General features: G+C 56.2%; 29 protein-coding genes and 1 tRNA gene. 13 read left to right on the top strand and 17 right to left on the bottom strand.

Features of this window, described 5'->3' with window-relative positions; all coding sequences use genetic code 11:
• Positions 1-2: 2 nt before the first annotated feature.
• The 12 genes from flgK to AC0IM9_RS07435 all read right to left on the bottom strand — a co-directional run bounded on the left by flgK (position 3) and on the right by AC0IM9_RS07435 (position 11,069).
• Complete coding sequence (gene flgK, locus AC0IM9_RS07490; protein WP_482803569.1) at positions 3-1,682, bottom strand: flagellar hook-associated protein FlgK; 1,680 nt, start codon at positions 1,680-1,682, stop codon at positions 3-5.
• A gap of 9 nt (positions 1,683-1,691) precedes the next feature.
• The gene (flgJ, locus tag AC0IM9_RS07485; RefSeq protein ID WP_482803568.1) at positions 1,692-2,744 is read right to left on the bottom strand and encodes a flagellar assembly peptidoglycan hydrolase FlgJ; all 1,053 of its coding nucleotides are present in this window, start codon (positions 2,742-2,744) and stop codon (positions 1,692-1,694) included.
• Between the two features lie 45 nt (positions 2,745-2,789).
• Positions 2,790-3,875: a flagellar basal body P-ring protein FlgI gene (locus tag AC0IM9_RS07480; RefSeq protein ID WP_140912473.1), complete on the bottom strand. Its 1,086-nt coding sequence runs from the start codon at positions 3,873-3,875 to the stop codon at positions 2,790-2,792.
• A 17-nt stretch (positions 3,876-3,892) separates the two neighbouring features.
• The gene (gene flgH / locus AC0IM9_RS07475; RefSeq protein ID WP_278210627.1) at positions 3,893-4,606 is read right to left on the bottom strand and encodes a flagellar basal body L-ring protein FlgH; all 714 of its coding nucleotides are present in this window, start codon (positions 4,604-4,606) and stop codon (positions 3,893-3,895) included.
• A gap of 15 nt (positions 4,607-4,621) precedes the next feature.
• Entirely contained in the window at positions 4,622-5,410 is a 789-nt protein-coding gene (gene flgG / locus AC0IM9_RS07470; protein WP_140912471.1) for a flagellar basal-body rod protein FlgG, read from the bottom strand.
• A 51-nt stretch (positions 5,411-5,461) separates the two neighbouring features.
• Positions 5,462-6,205 carry a flagellar basal-body rod protein FlgF gene (gene flgF, locus AC0IM9_RS07465; RefSeq protein ID WP_140912470.1) on the bottom strand — a complete coding sequence of 248 codons (744 nt, stop codon included), beginning with the start codon at positions 6,203-6,205 and terminating at the stop codon, positions 5,462-5,464.
• A gap of 16 nt (positions 6,206-6,221) precedes the next feature.
• Positions 6,222-7,547: a flagellar hook protein FlgE gene (gene flgE / locus AC0IM9_RS07460; RefSeq protein ID WP_140912469.1), complete on the bottom strand. Its 1,326-nt coding sequence runs from the start codon at positions 7,545-7,547 to the stop codon at positions 6,222-6,224.
• 10 nt (positions 7,548-7,557) lie between these two features.
• Entirely contained in the window at positions 7,558-8,241 is a 684-nt protein-coding gene (locus tag AC0IM9_RS07455) for a flagellar hook assembly protein FlgD (protein ID WP_278210630.1), read from the bottom strand.
• A gap of 8 nt (positions 8,242-8,249) precedes the next feature.
• A complete protein-coding gene (flgC, locus tag AC0IM9_RS07450) occupies positions 8,250-8,666 on the bottom strand; it encodes a flagellar basal body rod protein FlgC (protein ID WP_140912467.1) in 417 nt (138 codons plus the stop codon).
• A 2-nt stretch (positions 8,667-8,668) separates the two neighbouring features.
• Entirely contained in the window at positions 8,669-9,064 is a 396-nt protein-coding gene (gene flgB / locus AC0IM9_RS07445; protein WP_140912466.1) for a flagellar basal body rod protein FlgB, read from the bottom strand.
• A 178-nt stretch (positions 9,065-9,242) separates the two neighbouring features.
• Positions 9,243-10,109, bottom strand: coding sequence for a CheR family methyltransferase (locus tag AC0IM9_RS07440; protein WP_445371566.1), 867 nt, complete (start codon positions 10,107-10,109; stop codon positions 9,243-9,245).
• A 27-nt stretch (positions 10,110-10,136) separates the two neighbouring features.
• A complete protein-coding gene (locus AC0IM9_RS07435; protein WP_140912464.1) occupies positions 10,137-11,069 on the bottom strand; it encodes a chemotaxis protein CheV in 933 nt (310 codons plus the stop codon).
• Between the two features lie 115 nt (positions 11,070-11,184).
• Between AC0IM9_RS07435 and flgA the strand changes: the two genes are divergently transcribed.
• The 5 genes from flgA to AC0IM9_RS07410 all read left to right on the top strand — a co-directional run bounded on the left by flgA (position 11,185) and on the right by AC0IM9_RS07410 (position 13,674).
• Entirely contained in the window at positions 11,185-11,874 is a 690-nt protein-coding gene (gene flgA, locus AC0IM9_RS07430; RefSeq protein ID WP_482803567.1) for a flagellar basal body P-ring formation chaperone FlgA, read from the top strand.
• A gap of 68 nt (positions 11,875-11,942) precedes the next feature.
• Positions 11,943-12,245: a flagellar biosynthesis anti-sigma factor FlgM gene (gene flgM, locus AC0IM9_RS07425; protein ID WP_278210638.1), complete on the top strand. Its 303-nt coding sequence runs from the start codon at positions 11,943-11,945 to the stop codon at positions 12,243-12,245.
• 4 nt (positions 12,246-12,249) lie between these two features.
• Positions 12,250-12,744, top strand: coding sequence for a flagellar protein FlgN (locus tag AC0IM9_RS07420; protein WP_140912461.1), 495 nt, complete (start codon positions 12,250-12,252; stop codon positions 12,742-12,744).
• Positions 12,745-12,778: 34 nt separating this feature from the next.
• A complete protein-coding gene (locus AC0IM9_RS07415; protein WP_140912460.1) occupies positions 12,779-13,558 on the top strand; it encodes a flagellar brake protein in 780 nt (259 codons plus the stop codon).
• 39 nt (positions 13,559-13,597) lie between these two features.
• Positions 13,598-13,674: transfer RNA gene (locus AC0IM9_RS07410), tRNA-Arg, on the top strand.
• Positions 13,675-13,780: 106 nt separating this feature from the next.
• Here AC0IM9_RS07410 and AC0IM9_RS07405 read toward each other — a convergent pair.
• Positions 13,781-14,488, bottom strand: a complete 708-nt coding sequence (locus tag AC0IM9_RS07405; RefSeq protein ID WP_482803566.1) for a hypothetical protein — start codon at positions 14,486-14,488, stop codon at positions 13,781-13,783.
• A gap of 651 nt (positions 14,489-15,139) precedes the next feature.
• On the opposite strand from AC0IM9_RS07405, the gene AC0IM9_RS07400 reads away from it, so the two are divergent.
• Both AC0IM9_RS07400 and AC0IM9_RS07395 read left to right on the top strand, forming a co-directional pair.
• Positions 15,140-15,643 (top strand): hypothetical protein, encoded by a 504-nt coding sequence (locus AC0IM9_RS07400; RefSeq protein ID WP_140912458.1) that lies wholly within the window; start codon positions 15,140-15,142, stop codon positions 15,641-15,643.
• Positions 15,644-15,762: 119 nt separating this feature from the next.
• Complete coding sequence (locus AC0IM9_RS07395) at positions 15,763-16,605, top strand: SDR family oxidoreductase (protein WP_482803565.1); 843 nt, start codon at positions 15,763-15,765, stop codon at positions 16,603-16,605.
• On the opposite strand, the gene AC0IM9_RS07390 is transcribed toward AC0IM9_RS07395, so the two are convergent.
• On the bottom strand, positions 16,581-18,104 hold the full coding sequence (locus AC0IM9_RS07390) for a B12-binding domain-containing radical SAM protein (RefSeq protein WP_482803564.1): 1,524 nt from the start codon (positions 18,102-18,104) through the stop codon (positions 16,581-16,583). The two genes, AC0IM9_RS07395 and AC0IM9_RS07390, sit on opposite strands and share 25 nt — an antisense overlap.
• A gap of 199 nt (positions 18,105-18,303) precedes the next feature.
• On the opposite strand from AC0IM9_RS07390, the gene AC0IM9_RS07385 reads away from it, so the two are divergent.
• The 4 genes from AC0IM9_RS07385 (at position 18,304) to AC0IM9_RS07370 (ending at position 21,581) form a co-directional block, all read left to right on the top strand.
• A complete protein-coding gene (locus AC0IM9_RS07385) occupies positions 18,304-19,026 on the top strand; it encodes a DUF445 domain-containing protein (protein ID WP_445371561.1) in 723 nt (240 codons plus the stop codon).
• A gap of 2 nt (positions 19,027-19,028) precedes the next feature.
• A complete protein-coding gene (locus tag AC0IM9_RS07380; protein ID WP_482803563.1) occupies positions 19,029-19,805 on the top strand; it encodes an alpha/beta fold hydrolase in 777 nt (258 codons plus the stop codon).
• A gap of 163 nt (positions 19,806-19,968) precedes the next feature.
• Entirely contained in the window at positions 19,969-20,310 is a 342-nt protein-coding gene (locus tag AC0IM9_RS07375; protein ID WP_482803562.1) for a hypothetical protein, read from the top strand.
• 41 nt (positions 20,311-20,351) lie between these two features.
• Positions 20,352-21,581 carry a pyrophosphate--fructose-6-phosphate 1-phosphotransferase gene (locus AC0IM9_RS07370; RefSeq protein WP_445371558.1) on the top strand — a complete coding sequence of 410 codons (1,230 nt, stop codon included), beginning with the start codon at positions 20,352-20,354 and terminating at the stop codon, positions 21,579-21,581.
• 88 nt (positions 21,582-21,669) lie between these two features.
• Here the strand turns inward: AC0IM9_RS07370 and AC0IM9_RS07365 are convergent, their stop codons facing one another.
• The gene (locus AC0IM9_RS07365; protein ID WP_482803561.1) at positions 21,670-22,137 is read right to left on the bottom strand and encodes a nuclear transport factor 2 family protein; all 468 of its coding nucleotides are present in this window, start codon (positions 22,135-22,137) and stop codon (positions 21,670-21,672) included.
• 96 nt (positions 22,138-22,233) lie between these two features.
• Between AC0IM9_RS07365 and AC0IM9_RS07360 the strand changes: the two genes are divergently transcribed.
• A complete protein-coding gene (locus tag AC0IM9_RS07360) occupies positions 22,234-22,845 on the top strand; it encodes a TetR/AcrR family transcriptional regulator (RefSeq protein WP_482803560.1) in 612 nt (203 codons plus the stop codon).
• Here the strand turns inward: AC0IM9_RS07360 and AC0IM9_RS07355 are convergent.
• Positions 22,813-25,506, bottom strand: a complete 2,694-nt coding sequence (locus tag AC0IM9_RS07355) for a cation-transporting P-type ATPase (protein ID WP_482803559.1) — start codon at positions 25,504-25,506, stop codon at positions 22,813-22,815. The two genes, AC0IM9_RS07360 and AC0IM9_RS07355, sit on opposite strands and share 33 nt — an antisense overlap.
• Positions 25,507-25,695: 189 nt before the next feature.
• Here AC0IM9_RS07355 and AC0IM9_RS07350 point away from each other — a divergent pair, with 189 nt between their 5' ends.
• Positions 25,696-25,902, top strand: a complete 207-nt coding sequence (locus AC0IM9_RS07350; protein WP_278210659.1) for a hypothetical protein — start codon at positions 25,696-25,698, stop codon at positions 25,900-25,902.
• A 43-nt stretch (positions 25,903-25,945) separates the two neighbouring features.
• On the opposite strand, the gene AC0IM9_RS07345 is transcribed toward AC0IM9_RS07350, so the two are convergent.
• Entirely contained in the window at positions 25,946-26,707 is a 762-nt protein-coding gene (locus AC0IM9_RS07345) for a HesA/MoeB/ThiF family protein (protein WP_482803558.1), read from the bottom strand.
• Positions 26,708-26,736: the final 29 nt, after the last annotated feature.

Raw genomic sequence — 26,736 nt, 5'->3', positions numbered from 1 at the left:
TCCTAACGAAAGGCCCCAATCAGGGTGTCGAACATGGCATTGGCGACCGATACCGCTTTAGCAGCGGCTTGGTACGAGTTCTGAAATTTGATCAAGTTGGCGGCTTCCTCGTCCAGATTGACTCCGGAGATATTTTGTTGGGCGCCGGTGGCTTGTTTCAACAAGGTATCCTGAGCTTCGCGACCGACCGAGGCGGCGTGGGTTTGCGAGCCGACGTCGGCCACCAGTTGTCCGTAGACTTGGCCGAAGCTGGCTTTACCGCTCAGCATGCTGGTCTTGGTTTCCAGATTGGCCAATTTCAAGGCGTTGCTGTTATCGCCCGGTAAATCGGCAGCGCTGGCAGCGGCGATTTGTTTCGGATTCGTGATCGCGCTGTTCAATTTCAAATTGGCGGCGGCATTGAAGTTGGGGCTGATCGTAAAGGAGTCGCCGATGGTCAATGTGCCGCTGAAGCTGATGTTAAAGCCGTTGGCCGCCGCTACCGCCGGCGCCGGGTCGCTCAGGTCCGATGCGCTGAGCGGTGTGTAGACCGTGTTGTCGCTCAGATTGGTCAGGGTAAACGTATCGGGAGCGGTGCTGGTGACTTCAAGTTTGTAGGAAGCACCCAGGTTGGCGGCGGAAGTCGGCGCAACGAAGCTGGCGACGGCGCCGGCATTGTTGCCCGGAGGCCCTTGTACTTGCACGCTGGGTGAGCCGAGGTCGAATAAATCCACCCCGGTGGCTGCCGGTGGACCGCTTAGATCGTACCCGGCGCGATGGAGGTTGTTAAACTCGGTTGCCAGGCCGGTTGCCAACAGGCCCAGTTGTTGCTGCGCCGGGTCCAGCACCTGGTCGCGGAACCGCAGATTGCCGTAGATACTGCCGCCGGAAATTTGTTTGGAAATGTCTTGGCCGTTCAGGATCAGCTGTTTGTGGTCGGCGTCCATGCTGTCGCCTTGCAAGGATAGCGTTGCGGCATAACTGCCCAATACCAGCGATTGGCCCTTACCGATAAACACGTTGATCGAGCCGTCGGCTTGGGTCACGTAACTGACGTCGACTTTTTCGGCCATTTTGGTCAGCAATTGGTCGCGCTGGTCCAATAGCTCGTTCGGCAGTTGTTTCCCGCTGGAACGGCCGATGTCGGCAACGATTTTGACGTTGAGCTCGGCAATGGTTTTGGCGTAACCGTTGACTTCGTCTGTCGCACTGGCCAGGTTGTGGTTGACTTGCGTGCGCAGATTCCCGAAACGCTCGCTCATGGTATTGAACTGTTGCGTCAACGACTGGGTTTGGGTCAGCATCACCTGCCGGGCGGCAATCGAGGTCGGATCGTTGGCGACGCCGTCTACCGCGTCGAAAAAGCTTTTCAGTGCCGGCGCCAAGCCGGTTTTATTATCGGCGGTGATATTGTCGACTTGCGCCGACAGGCCGTAAAAGCTGTTGAGGTCGTGGTAGGTTGCCGTGCTGGATCGGACTTGGTTGGTGATGAATTGGTCGTAGCTGCGGGTGATATTGGCCACATCCACGCCGTTACCCATGTAGCCGGCGCCGTTGAATTGCTCCGGCCGGGTGGCCAGTTCTACCCGCTGCCGGCTGTAGCCGTCGGTATTGGCGTTGGCGATGTTGTTGCTGGTGGTTTCCAGCGAGCGTTGAAACGCAGTCAGACCCGAAAGAGCCGTACCCAAGATGCCCATCGACATAATCGCCTCCTAGCCCGCGTCGGGTAAAGCCGCCACCCCGGCGGCGCTTTGGTTGTGGTAAATGCTCATCACTTTTTCCGCATAGCGCGGATCGGTGGCATAGCCGGCCTGTTGCAGTTCGCGGATGTATTGGCCGGCATTGCCGGCTTTTTTCAGCGCTTCGCTGTAACGCGGATTGCTTTTGATGAAGTTCACGTAATCGTCGAAACTTTGTTTGTAAGAACCGTAGGCGCGGAAGCCGGCCATTTCTTTTCGGGCGCTGGCGCCGTCGAATTCCAGCGTCAAGGCTTTGGTCTGCTTGCCCTGCCAGGACTTGTCGGCTTTGATGTTGAACAGGTTGAAACTGTTCTCGCCGCGGCCGTTTTTAATCACGGCTTGGCCCCAGCCGGTTTCCAGTGCCGCTTGCGCCAGCAACAGATTAGGGTCGACGCCCAGCGCTTTGGCGGCTTCCTGGGCGTGCGGCCGCAATTGGCCGATAAACTCGTCTTTGGAGGACAGTGCGTCGCTGCCGGCGGTTTGTACGGCTCGTAAATCCTGTTCCAGGTGTTGCCAGCGGTCGGCCATCGCATTCTGGCTGCGTTCGAGCATCGCCAGACTGCGCTCCAAGCTATCCAGACCGGAGCTTTCCAAGGGTTCACCGTCGCTTGCGCCGCCGCCGGAAAGCGTTTGTGGGCGGTCGGGTTGCGTAGCGCTGCCGGTGCCTGCGGCCCGGTTCAACACTTCGTTGGTGGCCAGTTTCGGATCTTTTTCGTCTTCCTCCGCGGCTTTCGGCGACAGTTGTTTGGCGATCAAATCAGCGAAGCCTACACCCGGTTTGCCGGCCAGATGCATGGCCATTTGCTGGTCGTACATATCGCGGTAAAACTCGCTTTGCTGGCTGTCCAGAATGCCGTCGGCCAGTTTGGCGTCGCGCATGCTCTTCATCATCATGCTCAGAAATAGCGATTCGAATTGCTTGGCGACTTCCTTGACAGCGGCCGGCGATTGCTCGCGGGCGCTCTGTTTCAATTTCGCCAGGCTGTTAAAGTCGGTGTATACCGCGGCGCTGTCTGCATTCAACATAAGGAATCCCCCCCAAACCGGTTTAAAACAACGTGCCGGTTAGCGTTAAATCACGATCAATTCGGCACGTAACGCGCCGGCCGATTTCAGCGCTTCCAGGATCGCCACCAAGTCGCTGGGGCCGGCGCCGACGCCATTGACGGCCTGCACGATTTCGTCCAAAGACACGCCGGGATTGAACACGAACATGTGGTTCTTATCTTCCTTGACCTCGACGTTGGATTGCGGAGTCACCACGGTGCTGCCGCCCGACAACGGATTGGGTTGGCTGACTTGCGGATTCTCGCTGATCGTCACCGTCAGGCTGCCGTGCGATACCGCTGCCGGTTGTACCCGCACCTTGCTGTTGATAATGACGGTGCCGGTGCGCGAATTGACGATCACTTTGGCCGGCGCATCGTCCGGTGCCAGTTCGATGTTTTCGATGACCGAGGCGAAGCCGACCCGTTGCGCCGGATTGACCGGGGCGCGGACGCTGATCGAGGTAGCGTCTATGGCTTGCGCGGTATCGGCCCCCAGGGTTTTGTTGATCGAATCGGCCATGCGCTGGGCGGTGGTAAAGTCGGAGGTGTTCAGGTTGAACACCATATCCGGGCTTTGATCGAACGAAGTCGGGACGATGCGTTCCACCGTGGCGCCGCTTGGAATCCGGCCGACCAGCGGGTTATTGACCGTAACTTTGGAACCGTCCTGGCCGCCGGCGCTGAGGCCGCCGACGACCAGATTGCCTTGCGCCATGGCATAGACGTTGCCGTCGGCGCCGCGTAACGGGCTCATCAATAGCGAACCGCCGCGCAGGCTTTTGGCGTCGCCCATCGACGATACGGTAACGTCGATTTTTTGGCCGGGTTTGGCAAAGGCCGGCAAATCGGCGTGGATGCTGACCAAGGCCACGTTTTTCGATTTTGGGTCGATATCCGGCGGTAAGGTCATGCCCAGTTTGCCCATCATGCTGCGCAAGCTCTGGCCGGTAAACTTGGTTTTGTCGCCGGTTTTGTCCAGGCCGGTCACCAGGCCGTAGCCCACCAACTGGTTGGTACGGACGCCGGCAATCGAGGCGATGTCTTTAATGCGTTCGGCCTGGGCCTGACCGGCACCGAGTAGCAGAAGCAGGAAAATTAAATGTTTCATGATGTTCTCCTGGCCGATCAGAACGGGAAGATCGGGCTGGACAAAATCCGGGTGATCCAGCCGGGTTTGCTGCTGTCGGCCAGCGCACCGTCGCCGGTGTACATGATGGTGGCGTCGGCCACTTTGCTGGACGGAATGGTGTTGGCAACGTTGATGTCGATCGGCCGGACGATGCCGGACAGGCGGACGTATTCGCTGCCGTCGTTCAGGGTCACGCGTTTTTCGCCGCGGACCCGCAGGTTGCCGTTGGGCAGTAAGTCGACAACAGTGACACTGATGTCGCCAGTCAAACGGTTGCTTTGCCGTGCGTCGCCTTTGCCTTCCGACGCCCGGTCCATGCTGTAGTCCAGCGACGTTGCCAAATCGTGCCCGAGCAGGGCGGAACTGGCCAGGCCGAAGATGGTCGGCGCGCTGCCGCTGGCTTTGATATCGCTTTTCTTGCTGGCTTTGGAATTGGCCTGCTTGGTGGCGTTGGTATTTTCGTCGAAGGTTACCGTCAGGATATCGCCGACCCGGCGCGCGGCATGGTCTTCGAACAAGCGCATGTCGTAACCGGCCTGGTAGATGGCACCGTTGTTTTGTTGCGGCGGTCGCAGATCGGCGGGTTGGACCGGGGCGAAGTCCGGGTCGCGTTTCGGCAGCGTGTCGCAGCCGGCCAGGAGCGACAGTATTGCCGCCAGCAGCAAAAATTTGCCGCCGGCTTGCCGCTGGATGTGGTTACGGTTTTTCATGGCCTTGGTCCTGAATTAGAGTTGTTGGGTGACGAAGGACAGCATCTGGTCGGTCGTGGAAATGGCTTTCGAGTTCATTTCGTAAGCGCGCTGGGTTTCGATCATATTGACCAGTTCTTCGACCACGTTGACGTTGGAAGTCTCCAGTGAGCCCTGAATCATCTGGCCCAGTTCGTTCTCGCCGGGATTGCCGATGATCGGTGCGCCGCTGGCGACGGTTTCGCGAAACAGGTTGTCGCCGATCGGTTCCAGGCCGGCGGTATTGACGAAATCGGCAATCTGGATCTGGCCGATCTGGTTGGCGGCGGCGGCGCCGGGCTGGGTCACCGAAACCGTGCCGTCCTGGCCGATGGTAATGCTGAGGGCGTCCTGCGGGATGGTGATGGCGGGTTCCAGCAGCATGCCGTTGGAGGTCACCAATTGGCCGGTGGAATCCATCTTGAACGAACCGTCGCGGGTGTAATTGATGTCGCCGTTGGGCTGCAGAATCTGGATGAAGCCGCGGCCGCTAATGGCAATGTCCAGCGAATTGCCGGTCTGCAAAATATTGCCTTGGGTATGGATTTTCTCGGTAGCGACGGTGCGCACCCCGGTGCCGAGTTGCAGGCCGGTTGGTAATTGGGTGTTCTGGGTCGATTGGGCGCCGGCCTGGCGTACGTTTTGGTACATCAGGTCGGCGAATATCGGTCTGGCTTTCTTGAAGCCGGTGGTGTTGACGTTGGCCAGGTTATTGGAAATAACCGCCATGCGGGTTTGTTGGGCGTCCAATCCGGACTTTGCGACCCATAGTGCTCGTTCTGTCATGACAGCCTCCTGATCTGACGATTTTTTGTCTTATCAGGAGTAAAGCAGGTTTTATGCCACTTGCATTAGCTTGGCGGCGGCAGCGGCGTTTTCGTCTATATCTTTCATGACCTTAGATTGCATGTCGAAGCTTCTGGACAGCTCGATCATCTCCACCATCGCCGCCATGGCGTTGACGTTGCTGGATTCCAGCGCGCCTTGGACCAGGGTGACGTTGGCGTCGGCCGGCAACACGCCGCCTTGCTTAGGGTGCATCAGGCCGTCTTCCAGTTTTTCCAGGTTGGCCAGGTCGGTATTGACCAGCTTGATCCGGTCTACCAGCACGGTATTGGTGGCATTGACTCCTTGCGGCACGATGCTGATGGTGCCGTCCTTGCCGATCTCGACCTTCTGTGCCGGCGGTACCGCGATCGGTTGCCCGGCTTCGCCGAGCACCGACAGGCCGGCGCCGGTTTGCAGCAGGCCTTCCGGCGTCAACCGCAAGTCGCCGGCCCGGGTGTAGGCTTCTTTGCCGTCCTTGCCGGTGACGGCGATCCAGCCCTGGCCTTCCACTGCGACATCGAGTTCGCGGCCGGTATGGTAGATCGAACCGTTCGACAAGTCTGTGCCCGGGCGTTCGGCCATCGAGTACACCCGGGCCGGATAGCCCGGGCCGAAGCTGGGCATGGCTCGAAATTGCTCGAAGTCCGACTTGAAGCCGGTGGTTTGTGCGTTCGCCAGATTATTGGCGTTGGCCGATTGCGCCATCAGGGTTTGCTTGGCGCCGTTCATCGCAATGTAAAGGCTACGGTCCATGAGCGGCCTCCTTTAATTATCGAATCTGCAAGATGGTCTGCATGATGCTGTTTTCGGTGGTGATGGTCTGGGCGTTGGCTTGGTAGGCCTGTTGCGCGACGATCAGGTTCACCAGCTGCGCCGACAAATCGACGTTGGAGCTTTCCAAGGCGCCGGCTTGAATCGATCCGAAGTTGTTGGCGCCGGCCTGGCCCGGAATCGGCTCGCCGGAATTGGCGCTTTGGCCCCAGGAGGTGTCGCCCAGTTTTGCCAACCCGTTGTTGTTGGCGAAACGCGTCAACGCGACTTTACCCATGGTTTGCGAGCCGCCGTTGCTGAAGCGGGCAAATATCACGCCTTCGTCGTCGATGTCGATACCGGTCAGACGCCCCGCCGGTAAACCATTCTGCGTCATGCCGTTGACGCTGAACTTTTGCTGAACCTGGGTGGTGCCGAAGAAGTTCATAGTGTCGATTTTTATGTCGGCGGCTCCGGTCGGCGGATTGATCACGTAGCTGGACAAGCCGAATTTGCCGTCCAACGGGGTGATCAGTTTGCCGCCGGAATCGAATGTCAATTTAGCCGATTCCGGGGTGGTGCCGCCTAACGGGCCAGATGTTACCGGTACCGCGGTTTTGGTATTTGGGGTGGCGGGTTCGCTCATGTAGTGGTAGACCAGCCATTCCGAAGTACCGGTGGTCGGCGCCGTGGACGGGTCGAGTTTGACGAAGTAGGTGGTCAAGATATGCGGGGAGCCCAGCGTGTCGTAGACCGTGGTCGAGGTTTGCGAGTTATAGGTGTTGCTGTCGTCCGGGTCGAAGGGCAGTGTGCTGGGCGTGAAGTCGTCTTGCGCATCCAAATTTAACTGGATGGCTACCTTATCGGTCGCTGACGGTAAGCCGGTCAGGGTATTGATTTGTACCGGCGTGGTGACCCCGGTACTGAAACCGTCTTCGACTTTAGTGGTATTGGGGCGATAAACCAGCAATGCCTTGCCTTGGTTGTTGACCAGATAGCCTTCCTTGTTCAGTTTGAATTCGCCGGCGCGGGTATACGACAGGTCGTTGGTTTCGGTCGGGCTCTTCGCCAATGTGAAGAAACCTTCGCCGCTGATCGCCAAATCCAGGTTGTTGTCCGTGAACTGCAAATTGCCCTGATTGAACTGCTGGGCGACGTTGGCGACTTTGACGCCGGCACCGGGGGTAATGCTGCTGACGCCGCCCAAGCTGGCGGCGTAGACGTCGGCGAATTCGGAACGCGACTTTTTGAAGCCGACGGTATTGGAGTTGGCAATGTTGTTGCCGGTCACCGCCAGATTGTTGGATGCGGCGTTCAAGCCGCTGAGGGCTGTGGTAAATGGCATGTCGTTTCTCCTACAGTATCTGTTTGATTTGGCTGAATTTAACTGGGCCCAGGCCGTCCAGGTTGACTTGCATGGCCGTGTTGCCGTTGGCCATGGTTACGCTTTTCACCAAGGACTTGATGTTGGTTGGCAATACGGTGTTTTTGCCCTCCAAGTAGGCATATGCCTGAATCTTGTAAACGCCGGGGTCGGCCAGATTTCCGGCCTTGTCCTTCCCGTCCCATTCGAAACGGGTTGTGCCGGCGGATTCGGCGCCGAGATCGATTTCGCGGATGGTTGCTCCGGTTTCCGGGTCGATGATTTTGACGCCGACATTCGGCGAACTGGCCGGCATTTCGAAATCGCCGGAGACGCTGCCGCCGGCGCCGAGTAAGGCTCTTTCGCTTGGTGCCGACACGTAACGGCCGACTAGTCCGGATGCTTGCAAGGCCTGATTGGAACTGATCGAGCCGGCGAATTCCTTGAAAGAGGCCTGCAGGTCTTGGATGCCGGAGACGGTGCTGAACTGGGCCATCTGGCCCAGGAATTCGCCGTTGTCCATCGGTTTCAACGGATCCTGGTGTGTCATCTGCGTGGTCAGCAATTTCAGAAACTGGTCTTGGCCCAGCGTTTGTTTTTGGCTGTTGGCCGACGAGGACGAGTTGGTCGTGGCCAGGCCGAGGTTGTTAAATGTGTCGATAGCGCTTGTGCTCATGGTTCACCTCAGCGGCCCATTTTCAGGGTTTGTAAAATCAGATTTTTCGCGGTGTTCAAAACCTCGACGTTGTTTTGGTACGAGCGCGATGCGGACATCATGTTGGCCATTTCCTCGACGGTGTTGACGTTGGGTTTGTAGATGTAGCCGGTGGCGTCGGCCATGGGATGGTTAGGGTTGTATTCCATGATCGGCGGGGCCTGGTTTTCGACAACGCCCAACACGTTGACGCCGCTGGCGGTGTTGTTTTTATCCATGATGTTCTTTAATTCGGCGGCAAACACCGGCTGCCGCGATTTGTAGACCTGATCGATGCTGCTGCTGACGCTGTTGGCATTGGACATGTTGCTGGCCACCAGATTCAGGCGCAGGTTCTCGGCATTCATGCCGCTGCCGGCGACGTCGAATATGCGTAAGGAAGTCATGGCTATTCTCCTTTGATGGCGGTCATCAAACCCAGGAAATCGTCGTTGATGAAGCGCAGGCTGGCTTCGTATTGCACGGCGTTTTCGGCATATTTGGCTTGTTCGATATGGGTTTCGACGGTATTGCCGTCGAGCGAGGCATGCTGCGGGTTGCGGTACAACAGGTCGGCGCCGAGGACATTGTGCTGTCCGGCCAGATGGCCGCTGTGGCTGCGCTTCAGCTCGCCACCGCCGTCGCTAAGCGTTTGTTGGAATACGGCTTTGAAATCGAGGTCGCGGGCCTTGTAGTCCGGCGTATCGGCATTGGCCAGGTTGGACGCCAGTATTTCTCCGCGTTTCTCGCGAAGCATCAGGGCTTGCGGGTGTATACCCAAAGCGTTGTTGAAGTTGATTGCCATGATTGCCACCTTGCTGGTTTTTTTAATAAAAAAGCAGTAAGCGTGCCTGAAAAAAAAATTATTTAATTTTCAGTTGTGTGGCGGCGATGAGGGGCTATTTTGGCGTCAAAATCCAGTGTTGGGCTGCGGGCGGCAAAAACTTGCCGGTTGCCGGAGCCGTCAAGAAGTCGGCGCCGTGTCAGTCCGGTTTTCGGAAATAAGTGGCAAGTCCGGAACGGACCAATTCGTATGTGCCGATCCCGGTCGGCATGGCTTCGGTGCTGCTCAGAAACAAATAGCCGCCCGGCTCCAGGCTGTCGGCCATTCGCGTCAAAATGTCGCGCTTGATGGCGTCGGAAAAATAAATCAGTACGTTGCGGCAAAAAATGATGTCGAACCGGCCTAGAGCGGTGAAGGATTTCAAGAGATTGAACTGTTGAAACCGAACTTGGCGGGTTACATCGTCGTTTAACAGATAACCGTCGTAACTTTTCTGGAAATATCTGGCTTTAGCCGCTTCGTCTATCCCCCGGGACAGTGCGGCGTCGGAATAACAGGCGCGCTTGGCGTCTTCGAGAATCGCTTCGGAAATGTCGGTGCCGATAATTTGCAGCGTCCGGTTTTTGCCGCTTGCGCGCAAGGCGTCCAAGCCGCAGATGCTGATGGAGTAGGGTTCCTGGCCGGACGAACAGGCTGCTGACCAGATGCGGATACTGCCGTTTTTTTGTGCCAGGAGTTGAGGCAGTACGGTGTCGCGCAATTCGGCGAATTGGCGTTCGTCGCGAAACCAGAAGGTTTCGTTGGTGGTCATCGCATCGATTACGGCGCTTCTCAGTTTTTGGGCGGAGAATGCGTTGGATTGCAGGGCCGTCGCCAGGCCGGGGAAGCCGGACAGTTCGAACTTGGCCAACAAGGGTTGCAACCGGCTTTTGACCAGATATTGTTTGTTGTCGCCGAGTTCGATACCGCAGTTTTGGCTGAGAAACTGTTGAATGGTTTGGTAGTCGGCCGGCGATATACTGCCGGCGAAGTCCAGTGAGTTTTCGGTGCCCGCCGAGGTCAACATGTGGGGTGAAAATCCGAGCTGTCCTGCTCAGGAATGCTCGGCGTGGCTGACTCTTAGTTGGGCTTGAATAGCTTGCATCAGCGAATCCGGCTCGAACTTGGCTAGAAACTCGTTGGCTCCAACTTTTTGGACCATGGCAGTATTGAATACACCGCTTAACGACGTGTGCAGGATCACGTAGATGTGCTTCATGTTCGGGTCGGCTTTGATTTTGGTTGCCAGTGTGTAGCCATCCATTCGCGGCATTTCCACGTCGGAAATAATCAGGGAGTATCGGTCTTCGATTTTAGTGCCTTCGGCAATCAGAGCGCACAAGTGTTCCCAGGCTTCCTGCCCGTCTTTGAGTGTGGTGCATTCGACGCCGATCTGTTCGCAAACCCGTTTGACCTGGTTTCTGGCTACCGAGGAATCGTCGACGACCAGAATGTGGTCGTTTTGGCTCATTACGTTCTGGTCTATAGACTCCGCCGACGCTTCTTCCCGGCCGCCGATCACTTCCTTCATGACTTTTTCCACGTCGATGACTTCGATCAACTCGCCTTCGACTTCGGTGACCGCCGTTAGATAGCTTTCTTTGCCGGTGCCGGTGGGCGGGGCTTTGACTTGTTCCCAGCCGATATTAATGATCCGGTCTACTGAGCCGACCAAGAAGCCTTGGATGGAACGGTTGTATTCAGTAACGATCACGTAGCAACCGGCATCTCGTTGCAGTGGGCGCATGCCAATGGCCATGGATAAATCCAAGACCGGTATGGTTTTACCGCGCAAATGGGCTACGCCGCATATCACCGAATGCGAGTTTGGGATTTGGGTCAAAGGGGGGCATTGAATGACTTCCTGGACTTTGAACACGTTTATCCCAAAACGCTGGCGGCTGACCAGTTTGAATAAAAGCAGTTCGAATCGGTTATGCCCAGCCAGTTTGGTTCGTTGATCGACTCCGTCTAAGATTCCGGCCATATATCCCCCTGAATAACGTTCGCCTAAGTATAGCGGCATTGTTACGGTTTACTTGAAATTTGCTGGTACGTTTTATGCTGAAAGCTTCGGGTAAGTCAAAAAAATGGCGATTAATATGAACAAGCTAAAGCTAGCCTTGGTTTTGATGTTGGTGTGCGCAACGGCGTGGGGAGGCTCGACCCAGTCCGGGCAACAGATTCAGGATGCAATTAACCAATTTGTCAGGTCGACATTGGAAGCTGGGGGGAAATACGAGATCAATCTGACGCCACTCGATCCGCGCCTGCAATTGCCCGTCTGCGAACAAGCATTGCAAGTGTTTGCTCAAACCGGCGAAATCAAGCCCGGGCGTAACACCGTTGGCGTCCGTTGCTACGGCGACAAGGGCTGGACGATATACAGCACCGTGTTGTTGAAGTCATTTAAAGACGTGCTGGTGTTGAATAAGTCTATGCAGCGAAACGACATTATTCGGGCGGAACATTTGACTGTGGAGACCCGCGATGCCGGCATGTTACCGCAGGGGTACCTCGCCGACATGAGCGATGTATTGGATAAGCAGGCAGCCCGAAACATCCCTGCCGGTAGCGTTTTGAATCGGCAGCATGTAGCGGACCCTACAGTGGTTCACCGGGGCGAACGGGTCAATATCGAATCCAGTAAGGCGGGCGTCGTGATCAGCGCGATGGGAGCTGCGATGGGCGACGGCGCGAAAGGGCAGAAAATCAGCGTGCGGAACCTGTCCTCCAATCGCGTGATTCAAGCCGTCGTGGTGAATACCGGCCAGGTTTCGGTTAATTTTTAAATGTTGCTAAAGGAATTTACTATGATGCCGCTAAATGCTTTAGATAAAACTCACCTGGGAATTTCGCCATGGCTATCGAATCAATCAGCGGCAAGCCTGTCACCACTTCAATACCCGCAAAAGCCGGGGTTAAAGATGCGGCCGAGCCTAAACAACGGACCGAGACCAGCGCCGTTACCGACACTGTCGAGATCACCGCCACCGCCCAAGATATCAAAACGGCTGCTGCCGGCGTTTCGGCGCCACTGGTCAATGAAGACCGCGTAGCGGCGATTAAAGCGGCTATTCAGGCTGGCAGCTACCAAGTCAACGCAGAGCGCGTGGCGGAAAAGATGCTGCAGTTCGATCAACAGTTACCCGACAGTACATGACTTTATGATAGAGAAAACATACCCGATCACTGAAAAACTGCTCGCCAACGGATTAAGAGCGGCCCAAAATTTGTTTGAGTTGTTAACCATCGAGTCCGATAAACTCAAGCAGAAAATCGATCCGGAAGCGATAGCCTCCATCGCGGCCGGTAAAAGAGACTTGGTGGCGCAGTTGGAGCAATTCACCAAACAGTTGGGCCAAGTTTTAGCAACCGAGCAGTTGACCGTCGGTAGTGACGGCATCAAAAAATATCTGGCCAAAGCCGGCGCTGCCGGTATCCATGTCGATGGCACTTGGACCAGTTGGGCCGATCTCGCCAAGTTATCTGAAAATTGCCGAGCGCTGAACGAGCAAAACGGTGCAAGTATCGCGTTGCTAAGCCGGCATACCCAGCGTTCTTTGCAAATACTGCGCGGCAAATCGCCGCTTGCGGCCACTTACGGACCGGATGGCGTAACCCGTAACGAGCTGTTTTCGCATACTTTAATTTCAGTGTAGACTGAGCGCCGAATTACTTTACGGGCCGCTCGCCATGCTGAGTAAGTTGAAGCATCTTTTTTCCAAAGCCAGCGCATCCACGCCTGAAGTCGATGACGATTTATTGGCTTTTGAAAATCCCAATTTCATTACCGATCCCGATAAAATCGCCCGCCTGCTCGGAGAAATCGAAAGCAGTTCGCCGTTGTGCACCATTCAAATAGAAGGTTTTGCAGAAGATTTCAGCTCGTCGGTCTTGAGCATCAAGTTGGACAAAAACGCCATCATTTTGGACGAATTGATGCCCCAGCACGGCAACGATTTGTTGCTGCGTTCCCGGGCGCTGAAGTTATCGACCTTTCATAAAGGGATACATTTGTCCTTCCATTTGGCCAATATCGAGGTCGGCCACTCCAAAGGCATCAACTACTACAAGGCACCCCTGCCGGATCGAGTGTTTTATCCGCAACGCCGACGTTCGCCGCGGCTGGAAATCAGCGCCATAGATATCCCTTTTAGCGGTGTGGTTCAGCGTACCGGGATATCGATCGGCGGTTACCTGTTCGATCTTTCGAGAGGTGGGGCCGGTGTCAGCGTACCCATCAACAGAGCGCGGGTGCAGCGCGGCGATGTGATCAAAAATTGCCAGCTTACTTTCGACGATTACGTGATGGATTTCGAATTTGCCGTCCGCTTTGTAAAGCCGGTTTCCGCGACGTCTCCCAAAGTGCAAATCGGCGGAATTTTCGAAGGGCTTTCCGCGAGAAGCCAATCGAAACTATCCTATTTCATCACATCGCTCGAACGGGTCGAGATTCGAAAACAGAAAGCCTGAGCCGCTTGCTATGGTAAAATTCGCCTGATTAATCACTTAGTCCCGGTAGCTCAGTAGGATAGAGCGGTCCCCTCCTAAGGGACAGGTCGTACGTTCGAATCGTATCCGGGACGCCATGAATCTGATCCTGATTTTATTGAATCCCGACGTCAGTCGCAGGTTTGACTACACATAAAAAAGCCGGCACGCAGCCGGCTTTTTTGTTTCTTGCGGTAGGTTTGGTTAGGCGGATGGGCTGTTTTTGCGCTTCCAACCCAGGACGCCTACTACGCCGCTGAGAAACAGCCATGTCGCTGTTGGCAACGGCACCACGGTCGGAATAATTGGCGATACGCTTAAGCTGCCGGTATAGGTGCCCTCCTTCGACAAGCCTTTGATCGCAAGCTGGTAATTGCCGGCCCCTAAAACGGGTATGTTGTTCAACGAAATCAAGTTAAACGTGGTCAATAGTTCCTGGTAAAACGGCGGAACATTTGGGAAAGGCAAATTAACCAAGGTCGGAGTCGATGCAACCGAAAACGACGTCAACGAACCGGTGGCTATGACTGCCGAAGTGGCGTCGAGCAATTCCACGCTGGCGCTAGAGATACCGTTAGTGCTGGTTACAGTAGCGTTGCTGAAATCGGTCGTCAGACTAACCAATGTTTGGACGTTTTGAAAACTTACTGCCCCTGATAAATTGTAGGCATCGTAAACATCGTCAATCACAAAGTCGTAGATTTTACTGAACGGACCTACACCTACGGTATTGTCGATCACCGTCGCAGCGGCCGGTGTAAGTAGGGTAGACGCTGCCGCCTCAGGCAAATAGCCCGCGCCGGTCAGTGCCAGACAGCCCGTCAAAAGATAACTTATTTTGTTTTGTTTCATAGTCGATTCTCGCGAGAGTAAATTTGTGCCAAGGCCTCTGAACCATTCTTTAGCCGGCATCAGACAAAAGTGCAGACGCTCATAACAGCAGGTCTGGTTCAGGCATCAAAGTGCGATCTCCCACATCGATAAGTTGGGAGGTGGGCGAGTCGCTCCCATACAGGCGCCGTCCCTTTCCTGTCCCCCATGCTCCGAAGGGTAAACGTCATTTCCTGGTGCGGTTGTTCGCAGGTGTTTTTACCCGTTTGTCGGCCTTTTTGTCTGGACAGAATTATAGACAGCAAGAGTGGGGAAATTCGTAAGTTGATGAACTTTAATCGAATCTTAATTTGTTACTAATCAATGGTCCGGAAATAAGGGATAGAATCTTTTACATGGTTTTTGTGGGGTGAATGTCGTGGCCTCCGCTCAGCGGATCAGCAGTCATGCGTTGGCTTCGCGGCGATGTATGCGTTGCAGCCAGGTTGCACTTGACGTTGAAGAACGACGGGTGCTAACGGGCATATGACCATTTCCTGTCGGATTAATTTGAGCGTTAGGCTCTGCAAAGGTTTGGCGAGGCGGTTCAACAATTTGGAAGTGTCCAAATTCCGATCGGCCTCCGCGCAAGAACTCTTTGAACACCTGTCTTCGGCAATGTTGTAGACAGGCGGGCTAGAGTAAGTTGGCCGAGGACGGCCGTTTGTTAACGTAAATGTACGGAGAAAATCAATGAAAATGATTTCATATTTTAGGCTTTGGCTTGCCGTTTGCCTGTTTGCAGTGTCGACTGCAAGCTCGGCCGGCATTATCTGGGAATCGACGGATGGAGATATCAATTTCTTGTCCGTCGGATTTTCGTCACCGTTTCCGACTGGCGATACTTTTGGCATCTTCTCGGCTACTGCCGATTTGTCGAGTGCGGCACCGTTATACACTTTTTCGGGCGTCGGTAACTTTGCCACATCAAGCCCGTTCAAATTGGGTTTGCTGACTGTCAGTGGCTGGGTCAGCGAGAGTGCTAATTCCAATCTAGCTGGTAACACTTATTTGCTGAGTTTTGCTAAACCGGGTATCAGCAATACGCTAAGCCTGCTGTATGGCTTCGATATCAAACCGGCCGCTGACCAAGATCCGGTGTCTGGTGTGCCTCTACCTGCTTCAATCTGGTTTATGACCAGTGCGTTGCTGGGTTTCCTGTATGTGGGACGCAATAAATCTAATCTGGTCGCTTGATTTTTCTCCGGATCAAACAGTCTTGTTTGATCCGGCATTTTTATCTAATTAACCCGGTGTTTATTTATACCGCGCAATATCAGCGATAATCCGAACTTTATTCTCCTGTAGGTGAGTCGGTGGCAAGGGTTCTGATTGTTGGATGCGGTAAGATTGGTTTTGGTTTGGCTACCGCATTGAGCTGTAGCGGTCATTCCGTGACTGGGTTAAAACGCACGCCCTTGGCGGTTCCGCCACCATTTCCGCTACGGTTAAGCGACATTACGCGGCCGTTATCGTCAGCCTCAATTCCTACCGACTACGACTTGGTCGTGTTTGTCGTATCCGCGGACAGTCGGCAGCATGAGCAATATCAAGCGCTTTATGAAACCGGTCTTAACAACGTCTTGCATCATTTTGCCGATGCCGGAGCGACGCCCCCCTTTCTTATGGTTTCTTCCACCAGCGTTTACGGCCAAAACGGCGGGGAATGGGTCGACGAAGCCAGTCCGACGCAACCGGCCAGCGCAACTGCTGAGTGGTTGGTAAAAGCCGAGCAGCGCTTGTGGCAGGCCGGAGAGCGTAACTGTGTGGTCAGATTTTCCGGCATATACGGCCCCGGTCGCGACTGGCTGTTGAGGCGGGCGGCCGCCGGAGAGGCGATTCAGCGCGATCCGCCCAGCTACACCAATCGCATCCATCAGGACGATTGCGTCGCGGTGCTGTTGTTTCTGATTGGCAAAATGCTGGATGGAACCAAGCTCGACCCGTGTTATGTGGCCAGCGACAACGATCCGGCGCCGTTGTGGGACGTCATGACCTGGATCGCGGTGCAATTCGGCTATCCGCCGCCGCAGGCTGTGCCGCCGGTGACAGGCGCGCCGCAAAACAAGCGCTGCAGTAACGCTCGGCTCAATGCCTTGGGCTATCGCTGGCTCTATCCGAGTTACAAGGACGGTTATTTGTCGCCGTATTCCGCTTGAATCGATTGCCTTTGTCGCTTGTTGGCAGTGACGGTTTTCGCCGTCGGCGATACCGTTGCGGTGGCGAGAAAATTGGGTACACCCTTCTCGCCGCTGAGCCTGAAGTCTTCGCGCAGGCAAGCCAGCGCGCTAGTTCGATCTAGCTGCATAGGGCCAATCATCACCTGGTAGGTCAGTTCGAACAAACGCTTCAACGCTATTTGCCAGGTACTGCCGCTCAGCGCATAAAGGTGTTCGCTGAATTGCATGAACCGGGCAAACGGCCGGTCGGCTAAAATCAGCGGCAAGGTGTGGGCGAAGCGGCCGGAGTTGCCGATCAAATCCCAGAAGCGGGCAAAGCGGCCGATACCTTGCATCTCGGCGAAACTGAATGTGCTGCTGCTGAGCAAGGTGTAAGGCGGATTCGGATCGTAACGTAAATCGAACGCTTGGGTGTGGCGGTTGATCGGCGCGCCGCGCAGCCGTTTCAGGATGCCGACCTGGATTTCCTGCGGCTGCAAGGCCACCAACGCATCGAAGCTGTTACCGAAATTTGCCAGCGTGTCGCCGGGCAGGCCGGCGATCAGATCGGCGTGAATGTGGGCGTGTGAATGCTGCCGGAGCCAAGCCAGATTGGCTTTGGTTTTCTCGTTATCCTGCCTGCGGCTGATTAACTGTTGCACGGCCGGATCGAAACTTTGTACGCCGATTTCGAATTGCAACACCCCTGGCGGAAAGCGGGCAATGGCGGCTTTCAAGCGCTCCGGTAAATTGTCCGGGATGACTTCGAAATGCAAATAAAGGTCGCTGCTCAGCCGTTCCAGAAAAAACTCCAGAATCGCCACGCTGGTATCGGTCTTCAAATTGAAAGTGCGGTCGATGAATTTAAAATTGCGGGCGCCGCGGCGATGCAATTCAGACATGCTGGTTAAAAAAGCTTCCAGCGCAAACGGCTTCGCGGTCAGGTCGAGCGAGGACAGGCAGAACTCGCATTTGAACGGGCAACCGCGCGAGGCCTCGACGTAAATGATGCGCTGGCGGATATCGGTATCGCTGTAATAAGGGTAGGGCGATGCCAGGTTTTGCAAGGCCACGGTTTGGCCGGCGATGATTTTGGCCGGCGGCTCGTTGCCGGCCAGCAGTTGGCGGCATAAGTCCGGGAAACTGACTTCGCCGTAGCCGGTGACGATGTAATCCGCCAACTCCGCCCAGGCCGGTAAGTCGGGCGGATGGCTGACTTCCGGACCGCCGACTACCAAAACGATCTGCGGTGCGACCTGCTTCAAAATCGCCGCAATCGCGCCAACTTCCGCCACATTCCAGATATAGACGCCAAACCCGATAATTCGCGGCTGCTGCGCCAGCAATTTTTCGACGATTTCCAGCGGGCGTTGCTGAATGCCGAATTCGAGTAGCGCCGTGCGTACCTGCAATTCGCCCATATTGGCGTAAAGGTAGCGCAAGCCGAACGCGCTGTGGATGTAACGGGCGTTCAGAGTGGTGATGACGATATCGGGCATGTTCGGTCGGGTTTACTGGTCTGTAGCTGGGCGGGTTGCGAGCATAACATCGATTGTCGGGCACGATAAACCGTAACCGGGTGCGGTTGCCGCTTGAAATATTCCGCATCGACTGCCATTAAGTGGGGGCCGGAGCCTATGCCGGCCTGATAAAATGCCAGCGGGACTTGTCCCCAATTCGAACCCAGTTTGTATCGTCATGAAAAAATTACTGAATCAAAGTTTCTTAACCAATTTCATCTCATTGTTGATTATCGCTGCCGGCTACCTCAGCCCTTATTACGCGGAGACCTTGAAGGCCATCGGCTTCTTTGCGTTTTCCGGCGCGATTACCAATTGGCTGGCAATCCACATGCTGTTCGAGAAAGTGCCGTTTTTGTACGGTTCCGGCATCATTCCGGCCCGGTTCGAGGAGTTTAAAGCTTCGATCAAGGCCTTGATGATGGAGCAATTTTTCACCGTGGAAAATATCGAGCAATTCATCGAAACCGAAGAACGGCAGGGTGGCAGCATTCTGAATGTGGAACCGCTGCTGGGGGCGGTCGACTACGACAAGGTTTACGAAGGCCTGGTCAGCTCGATCATGGCTTCATCGTTCGGCGGGATGTTGCTGATGATGGGCGGCGAGCAGGCCCTACTGCCGCTGAAGGAACCGTTTTGCGAAAAAATGCAGCACACGCTTCGGGAGATGGTCGATTCGGATACTTTCAAGGCAGCTCTGCAAAACGGCCTCAACGCCCACAAAATCGGCGAAGACCTGACCGGCAAAATCGAAGCGGTGATCGACAAACGTCTGGCCGAGTTGACACCGCAGCTAGTGAAAGAAATGGTGCAATCCATCATCAAAAAGCACCTGGGCTGGCTGGTGGTTTGGGGCGGAGTATTCGGCGGCCTGCTGGGCGCGTTGTTCGGGTTTGCCTGAGCATGACCAGCGTCGAATTGGTTTACGAAAGCCACGGCGAACCGGCCGGGACTCCGCTGATCATCGTCCACGGCTTCTTGGCGGCGGCGCGTAATTGGCGCACCGTCGCCAAGCGTCTGGCCGTCAAGCGCCATGTTTACGTGCTGGATATGCGCAACCATGGCGGCTCGCCCCAGGCCGAGCATCTGGACTACCCGAGCATGGCCGGCGATTTGATTGCGTTTCTGGATCGGCACGGTATCGCCGCCGCCGATTTGCTCGGTCACAGCATGGGCGGCAAGGCGGTGATGTGGTTGGCTTTGCAGCATCCCCAGCGTGTTGCCAACCTGATCGTTGCCGACATTGCTCCGGTCAGTTACCAGCACAGCTTCGATGCGTTGATCGATGCGTTGGGCAGCTTGCCGGTAGAGAGTATCGGCAACCGCAAACAAGCGGAGGAAGCTCTGGCCGATGCGATTCCGGATCTGGCCTACCGCCAGTTTTTGCTGCAAAACCTGTTGCTAAAGGACGGCCAGTACTACTGGCGGATCGACCTGGATATCATGCGGCGCAACGCCCACCATATCGTCGGTTTTCCTGACGCCGATACCGCAAGGTTTGCCGGCCCTGCCTTGTTTATCGGCGGCGAGCGCTCGAAATACATCGACGAGCAGGCCGTGTACCAGGCATTTCCCGCTGCCAGAATCAGCACAATCCCGGATACCGGGCACTGGCTGTATGTCGAAGCGCCCGAAACATTCTGCCGGATGGTGGAGGATTGGCTGTCTGGCAAGCGCTAACAGCTTGATTTTTTAGGGTTTAGAACCTTGGTACACTAGCCGTTCCCCGGGTAGCGGCTATCATCCGCTCAGCCTTGAAGCGAGAGCATTGCGGAGTACCTACATGTCCAACCATTCCTGTCAGCAGTCGCCAATCCGAAAACACCACCGGCTGGCGCTTTCAATGGACGATTTTATCGCGTCGCAAACGGAAGCGGCGCTCAGCGATTATCTGTCGCTGTCGTTTAGCAGCGAAGGCGACTTCACCAAAATCAGCATAACTACCGTCGGTCCGGAACCCGTTACCTATTCGGCGCTGGTGCCGGCCGCCATGACCCCGGATTGGCAGACTCTGGTGTTTGTGGCGCAACCGTTCAAATTGGGTGAGTTAAGCGATTTCAGTTCGGTGGCCGAGAAACGAAAAGCTTGTGTTAGAATCGCGCGGCTTGCGCCGATTCGGCTGACACTGCGCACCAAAGGCGGGCAACGCCGGCGCAGAGGCGGCTCCAATGCCGATGGCGCATAACTCTAGCCATCCCTTTTCATAACTATTTATTCGAAACGCTCATGAGTAAACCAAAAAAAGTCGCAATTCTTACCGCTGGCGGTTTGGCGCCATGTCTGAACTCTGCTATCGGCAGCTTGATTGAACGTTACACGGAAATTGATCCGAGTATCGAAATCATCTGCTACCGCGGCGGCTACAAAGGCCTGTTGCTGGGAGATTCATACCCTGTCACCGCGGAAGTGCGTCAAAAAGCCGGTTTACTGCAACGTTTCGGCGGTTCCGTGATCGGCAATAGCCGGGTCAAACTGACGAATGTCAAAGACTGCGTCAAACGCGGTTTGGTTAAAGAAGGCGAAGATCCGCAAAAAGTCGCGGCCGACCAGTTGATCAAAGACGGCGTCGATATTCTGCACACCATCGGCGGCGACGACACCAATACCGCCGCGGCCGATCTGGCGGCATTTTTGGCGAAGAACAACTATGGCCTGACCGTGATTGGTTTGCCGAAAACCGTCGACAACGACGTATTCCCGATCAAACAATCTTTGGGGGCTTGGACCGCTGCCGAGCAAGGCGCGCGTTACTTCATGAACGTGGTGGCCGAGAACAACGCCAACCCGCGCATGCTGATCGTCCACGAAGTGATGGGCCGCAACTGCGGCTGGTTGACCGCCGCCACCGCCCAGGAATACCGTAAACTGCTGGATAAAGCCGAGTGGCTGCCGGAATTGGGACTGAGCCGCGAATCTTATGAAGTCCACGCCGTGTTCGTCCCGGAAATGGCGATCGATCTGGAAGCCGAAGCCAAGCGTCTGCGCGAGGTGATGGACAAAGTCGATTGCGTCAACATCTTCGTTTCCGAAGGTGCCGGCGTCGAGTCCATCGTCGCCGAAATGCAGGCCAAAGGCCAGGAAGTGCCGCGCGACGCCTTCGGCCACATCAAACTGGATGCGGTCAACCCCGGCAAATGGTTCGGTGAGCAATTCTCGCAAATGGTCGGCGCCGAAAAAACTCTGGTGCAAAAATCCGGTTACTTTGCCCGTGCCGCCGCGTCCAACGTCGACGACATGCGCTTGATCAAATCCTGCGCCGACTTGGCGGTCGAATGCGCCTTCCGCCGCGAATCCGGCGTGATCGGCCACGACGAAGACAACGGCAACGTGCTGCGGGCGATCGAATTCCCGCGCATCAAAGGCGGCAAGCCGTTCAATATCGATGCCGACTGGTTCAACAAAATGCTGGGCGAGATCGGCCAGCCCAAAGGCGGCAAGGTCGACGTTAGTCACTAAGTCGTTTTCGCCTTAGAAGAACGGCAGGGGCGGTTTAACCGTCCCTTTTTGTTTGGGAAAGGCGAATAGATTCGCCTCTATCAACAATTCACAAACCCAAATCGGTCAAACCGGCGTGCTCGTCGGGACGGCGGCCCAGCGGCCAGTGAAACAGGCGCTCGTTGTCTGTGATCGGTAAATCGTTGATGCTGGCAAAGCGGCGCTGCATCAGGCCAAATTCGTTGAACTCCCAATTTTCGTTGCCGTAACTGCGGAACCAGTTACCGGCGTCGTCGCGCCATTCGTACGCAAACCGAACCGCGATGCGGTTATCGCTGAAGGCCCACAACTCCTTGATTAACCGGTAATCCAGTTCCCTGGCCCATTTGTGTTGCAAAAATTCTTTGATCTGTTGCCGGCCCACCGGAAACTCGGCGCGATTGCGCCAGCGGCTGTGTTCGGTATAGACCTGCACGACCCGATCCGGATCGCGGCTGTTCCAGGCGTCTTCGGCCATCCGCACTTTTTGCGCGGCGGTTTCGGCGGTAAACGGGGGAAGGGGTGGTTTGGTTTCCATAGTGCGCTCCCGAAAGATGAGGATTGTGTAGACAGGTTTGTCTACATGGCCATGGTAGCAATAGTAGACAGAGTTGTCTACAATCGAGCCATGGCCATGGATTCATCGAAAACCGCTTCCGACTTACCCGCGCGCGAGCGAATTTTGTTGGCGGCGCACGACTTGTTTTACCGCGAAGGTATTCGCGCCACCGGCGTCGATAAAGTGATTGCCGAGTCGGGCGTTACCAAAGTCACGTTCTACCGCCACTTTCCGAGCAAGAACGCTTTGATTCGGGCGTTTCTGGATTACCGGCACCGGATCTGGTTGGAATGGTTTGCCGACGCGATCCGGCGCCATGGCGGCTATGCGGGAAGCGGGCTATTGCCGCTGGTCGAGGTGATGGCGGAATGGTTCCGCAAGCCGATTTACCGCGGCTGCGCATTTATCAATAGCGTTGCCGAACTGGGCGGCGCGTTGCCGGATGTCGTCGAGATTTGCCAGAGCCATAAGCAGGACATGGCGATGGCGATTCGGGAATTGCTGGTTGATACGCCTCAGCGCGATGCGCTGGCGCAAGCGGCGGCGGTCGCGATAGACGGCGCTATCGTCCGCGCCCAGACCGAAGCCCGGGACGCGGAGGTCAAACAGTCGTTGGATAGTTTGGCCTTGCTGTTGTCGGCATTGCAGACAGCGTCAACGGCGGCGGCCGAAGCGGCGCAGCAGTAACTTTTCCAGGCCGACGATGGCGTAAATCGCCAGGCTGACCGCCAAAATCAATAGCCATTCGTCCTGGCCGATCGCCGCGCTGCCGAACAATTGCTGCATGACCGGCCAGTAGGTGAACAATAACTGCAGGGCGATCATGGCGCTGACGCCGACCAAGACCCAGGGATTGGAAAATACGCCGACTTTAAACATCGAATAACGTAAAGAACGGCAATTGAACAAATAAAACAATTCGCCGAACACGAACACGTTTACCGAGACCGTGCGGGCTTTGGCCAGGGTTGCTTGCTGCGTCAATTCCCATTCGAACAAGCCGAAGGCGCCGGCCAGCAACAGCACGCCGACCAAGCAAATCCGAAACAGCAAGTGCCGGGTCAGGATCGGCTGCTCCGGATTGCGCGGCTGACGCTGCATCAAGCCCGGTTCCTTGGGTTCGAAGGCCAGCATCAATCCCAATAGCACGGCCGTGGTCATATTGATCCACAAAATCTGCAGCGGCGTGATCGGCAATGCCACGTTGGCGAATACCGCTGCGGTGATGACCAGGCCTTCGCCGAGATTGGTCGGCAGGGTCCAGGCGATGAACTTCACCAGATTGTCGAACACGCCGCGGCCTTCTTCGACGGCGGCTTCTATCGTCGCGAAATGGTCGTCGGTCAGCACCATGGCTGCCGCTTCCTTGGCGACTTCGGTGCCGCCCAGCCCCATCGCTACGCCGATGTTGGCCTGACGCAAGGCTGGCGCGTCGTTGACGCCGTCGCCGGTCATCGCCACGACGTGGCCTTTGGCTTGTAGGGCGCGGACCAGAAGCAGTTTTTGCTCCGGGGCGATGCGGGCGTAAACGCTGCAATGTTCGACCTGCTGCAGATAGTCGGCTTCGGCGTAATTTTCCAGTTCGCTGCCGGTGATGGCTTTTTCGCTGTGGCGCATGCCGAGCTGCTTGGCGATTGCCAAAGCCGTGACCGGGTGGTCACCGGTGATCATTTTTACGGCGATGCCGGCCCGGTAGCAGGCGGCTATCGCCCGGGCCGCTTCCGGCCGCGGCGGGTCTATCATCGCTTGCAGGCCGAGAAATGTCAGGCCGCTGCGGACTTCGCTGTGGTCGACGGCATCGTCGCCGTGGTCGGTACGGGCGAAGGCCAGGACGCGCAGTCCTTGCGCGGCCAGGATTTCGACTTGGCGTTGCAGTTGGGTTTTGTCGAGCGGAACCGGTTGCAAATCGGCGGAAAATGCGCGGTCGCAACGGTCGAGCAAGCTTTCCAGCGAGCCTTTCAAGTAAACGTGGCGTTCGTCCAGCGCCAGATTGTGGTGCAGCGTGGCCATGAACTGGTATTGCGATTCGAACGGAATGGCGTCCAGCCGCGGGTGGCCGTTGCTGACGCTGGCGTGGTGCAAACCGGCTTTGTGGGCGGAGACCAACAACGCCGCCTCGGTCGGGTCGCCTTCGATCCGCCAACTGTCGACATCGGCGATCAAACGGGCATCGTTGCACAGCAGCCCGGCTTTCAAACATTCGAGCAGAGCCGGTTTTTGTTGGGCATCGACCGGTTGGCCGGCCGCGTGAAATTCGCCGTCCGGCGTGTAGCCGCTGCCGCTGACGGCGAACTGTTCGCCGCCGGCATAGACGAATTGCACTGTCATCTGGTTTTGGGTCAGCGTGCCGGTTTTGTCCGAACAAATCACCGTGGTGCTGCCCAAGGTTTCCACTGCGGGCAGTTTGCGGATGATCGCGTTACGCTTGGCCATGCGCGAGACGCCGATCGCCAGCGTGATGGTCAGCGCCGCCGGCAAGCCTTCCGGAATCGCGCCGACCGCCAATGCGACGGCGGCCATGAACATATCCAGTGCGCTTTCGCCGCGCCAGACGCCGACGGCAAATGTCAGCGCCGCGCAGGCGACGATGGCCCACAGCAGCAATTGGCTGAATTGGCTCATTTTTCGGGTCAACGGCGTTTCCAGCGGTTCGGCCGCCGCGATCAAACGGTTGATGCGGCCGATTTCGGTGTCGTCGCCGGTGCCGACTACTACTGCCAAGGCACTGCCGTAACTGACCAGCGTCGACGAATAAGCCATATTGGTACGGTCGGCCAATAAGGTCGCGGCGGGTAAGGTCTGGGCTTGTTTTTGGGCGGGCACGGACTCGCCGGTCAAAGCCGCTTCGTCTATTTTCAGTTCACGGGTTTGCAGCAGTCGCAAATCGGCCGGTACTTTGTCGCCGGATTGCAGATAAACCAAGTCTCCGGGCACCAGGTCGGCGGCGGCTATTGTGCGACGTTGGCCGTCGCGCAGTACATTGGCGCTGACGTTCAGGGTTTGTGCGAGGGCATTGATCGCTTTCAGCGCGTTGGCTTCCTGGATGAAGCCGATGATGGCGTTGACCAGCACTACGCCGAATATGACGCTGCTGTCGGCCCATTCTTCCAGGAAGGCGGTGGTGGCGGCTGAAAACAGCAGGATGTAAATCAGCGGTTGGTGGAATTGGCTGAGCAGTAAGCGCAACGGGCCTTTGCCGCGCGGCGGCGTCAGGCGGTTGGGGCCGGCTTCTTCCAGTCTGGACTGGGCGGTTTGGCTGGACAGGCCGGCGCCGAGTTGCACGTCCAGTTGCGACAGTAACTGCTCCGGCGCCAGGTTATGCCAAAGGGGTTGCGGATTTTGCTTCATGGTCTCAGAAAAACGGTTGTGGCAGAGGGGTTGTGCGCGGTTTTTCGGCGCCGATTCGGGCCGGCATGCGCTTCGGATTGACAATCGTCATCTTCTGCTTGTTCCTTGTTAGTTATGGGGTTATAGTCCGTAACCGAGGCCTGTGGCCTTATTCTAAATTAAAATAAAAACAAATAGTTGGAGGTAGTTATGGGCGGAGTTATCGAACTGGTGGTTTTGATGCTGATTATTGCCATCTTCGCGTTCGCACCGTTAGGGTATTTCATTTATATGTACACGATGAAAAACGGCGAGCCGTTCGGCGACATTGAGCCGCACGGCGACAGCGAATCGCCGGTGTTGAACGCGGTGGCCAAAGCGATTGACGCGGTCAAAGGCAAACTTGGCAAAAGCTGAGCCGCCAAAGTGATCGGTAAAAGCCGGGGTTATCCCGGCTTTTTTATGCGTGTCCGCCGGCCGTATCGCCGCAGGTTGGGCAACTCGGGTTTTTCTTTAACCGCATGGTGCGCCATTCCATACTCAGGCCGTCCAGCATCAATAAGCGTCCGGTCAACGGATCGCCGATTCCGGTCAGCAATTTTATCGTCTCTAGCGCCTGCATGCTGCCGACGATGCCGGTGATCGGGGCGACCACGCCGTTCCTGGCGCAATTTTGCAACTCTTCGCCGTCGCTTTGGTACAGGCAGTTGTAGCACGGGCTTTGGTTGCGGCCGGGCGTGAACACGCTGATTTGGCCCTCGAAACGGATCGCGGCGCCGGATACCAACGGGGTCCGTTGTTCTACGCAGGCTTGGTTGATGGCGAAACGGGTGGCGAAATTGTCGCTGCAATCCAGCACCACGTCGGCTAATTCGACTTCGTGCCGCAATTCGGCGCCAGCTAGCCTTTGCTTGTGCGCCATCACAGCCACCTCCGGATTAATTTTTTCCAGCGTCTGCCGGGTTGAAATTACTTTATCCAACCCTATATCGGCTGTGTCGTGGGCTATTTGCCGCTGCAAATTACTCAGGTCCACTTGATCGTCGTCGTACAAGGTAATGCTGCCGACACCGGCAGCGGCGAGATACATCGAGGCCGGCGAACCCAGGCCGCCGGCACCGACGATCAGGATTTTGGCGTCCAGCAGTTTTTGCTGACCGGTGATGTCGATTTGCGGCAGCATGATCTGCCGGCTGTAGCGGAGCAGTTGTTCGTCGTTCATAACGCGGATAGTGGTGGCTGGGCCGCAGA

This window comes from Methylomonas sp. Uni0011 (genome assembly GCF_056850255.1).
This window is presented reverse-complemented; position numbering and strand designations above follow the sequence as displayed.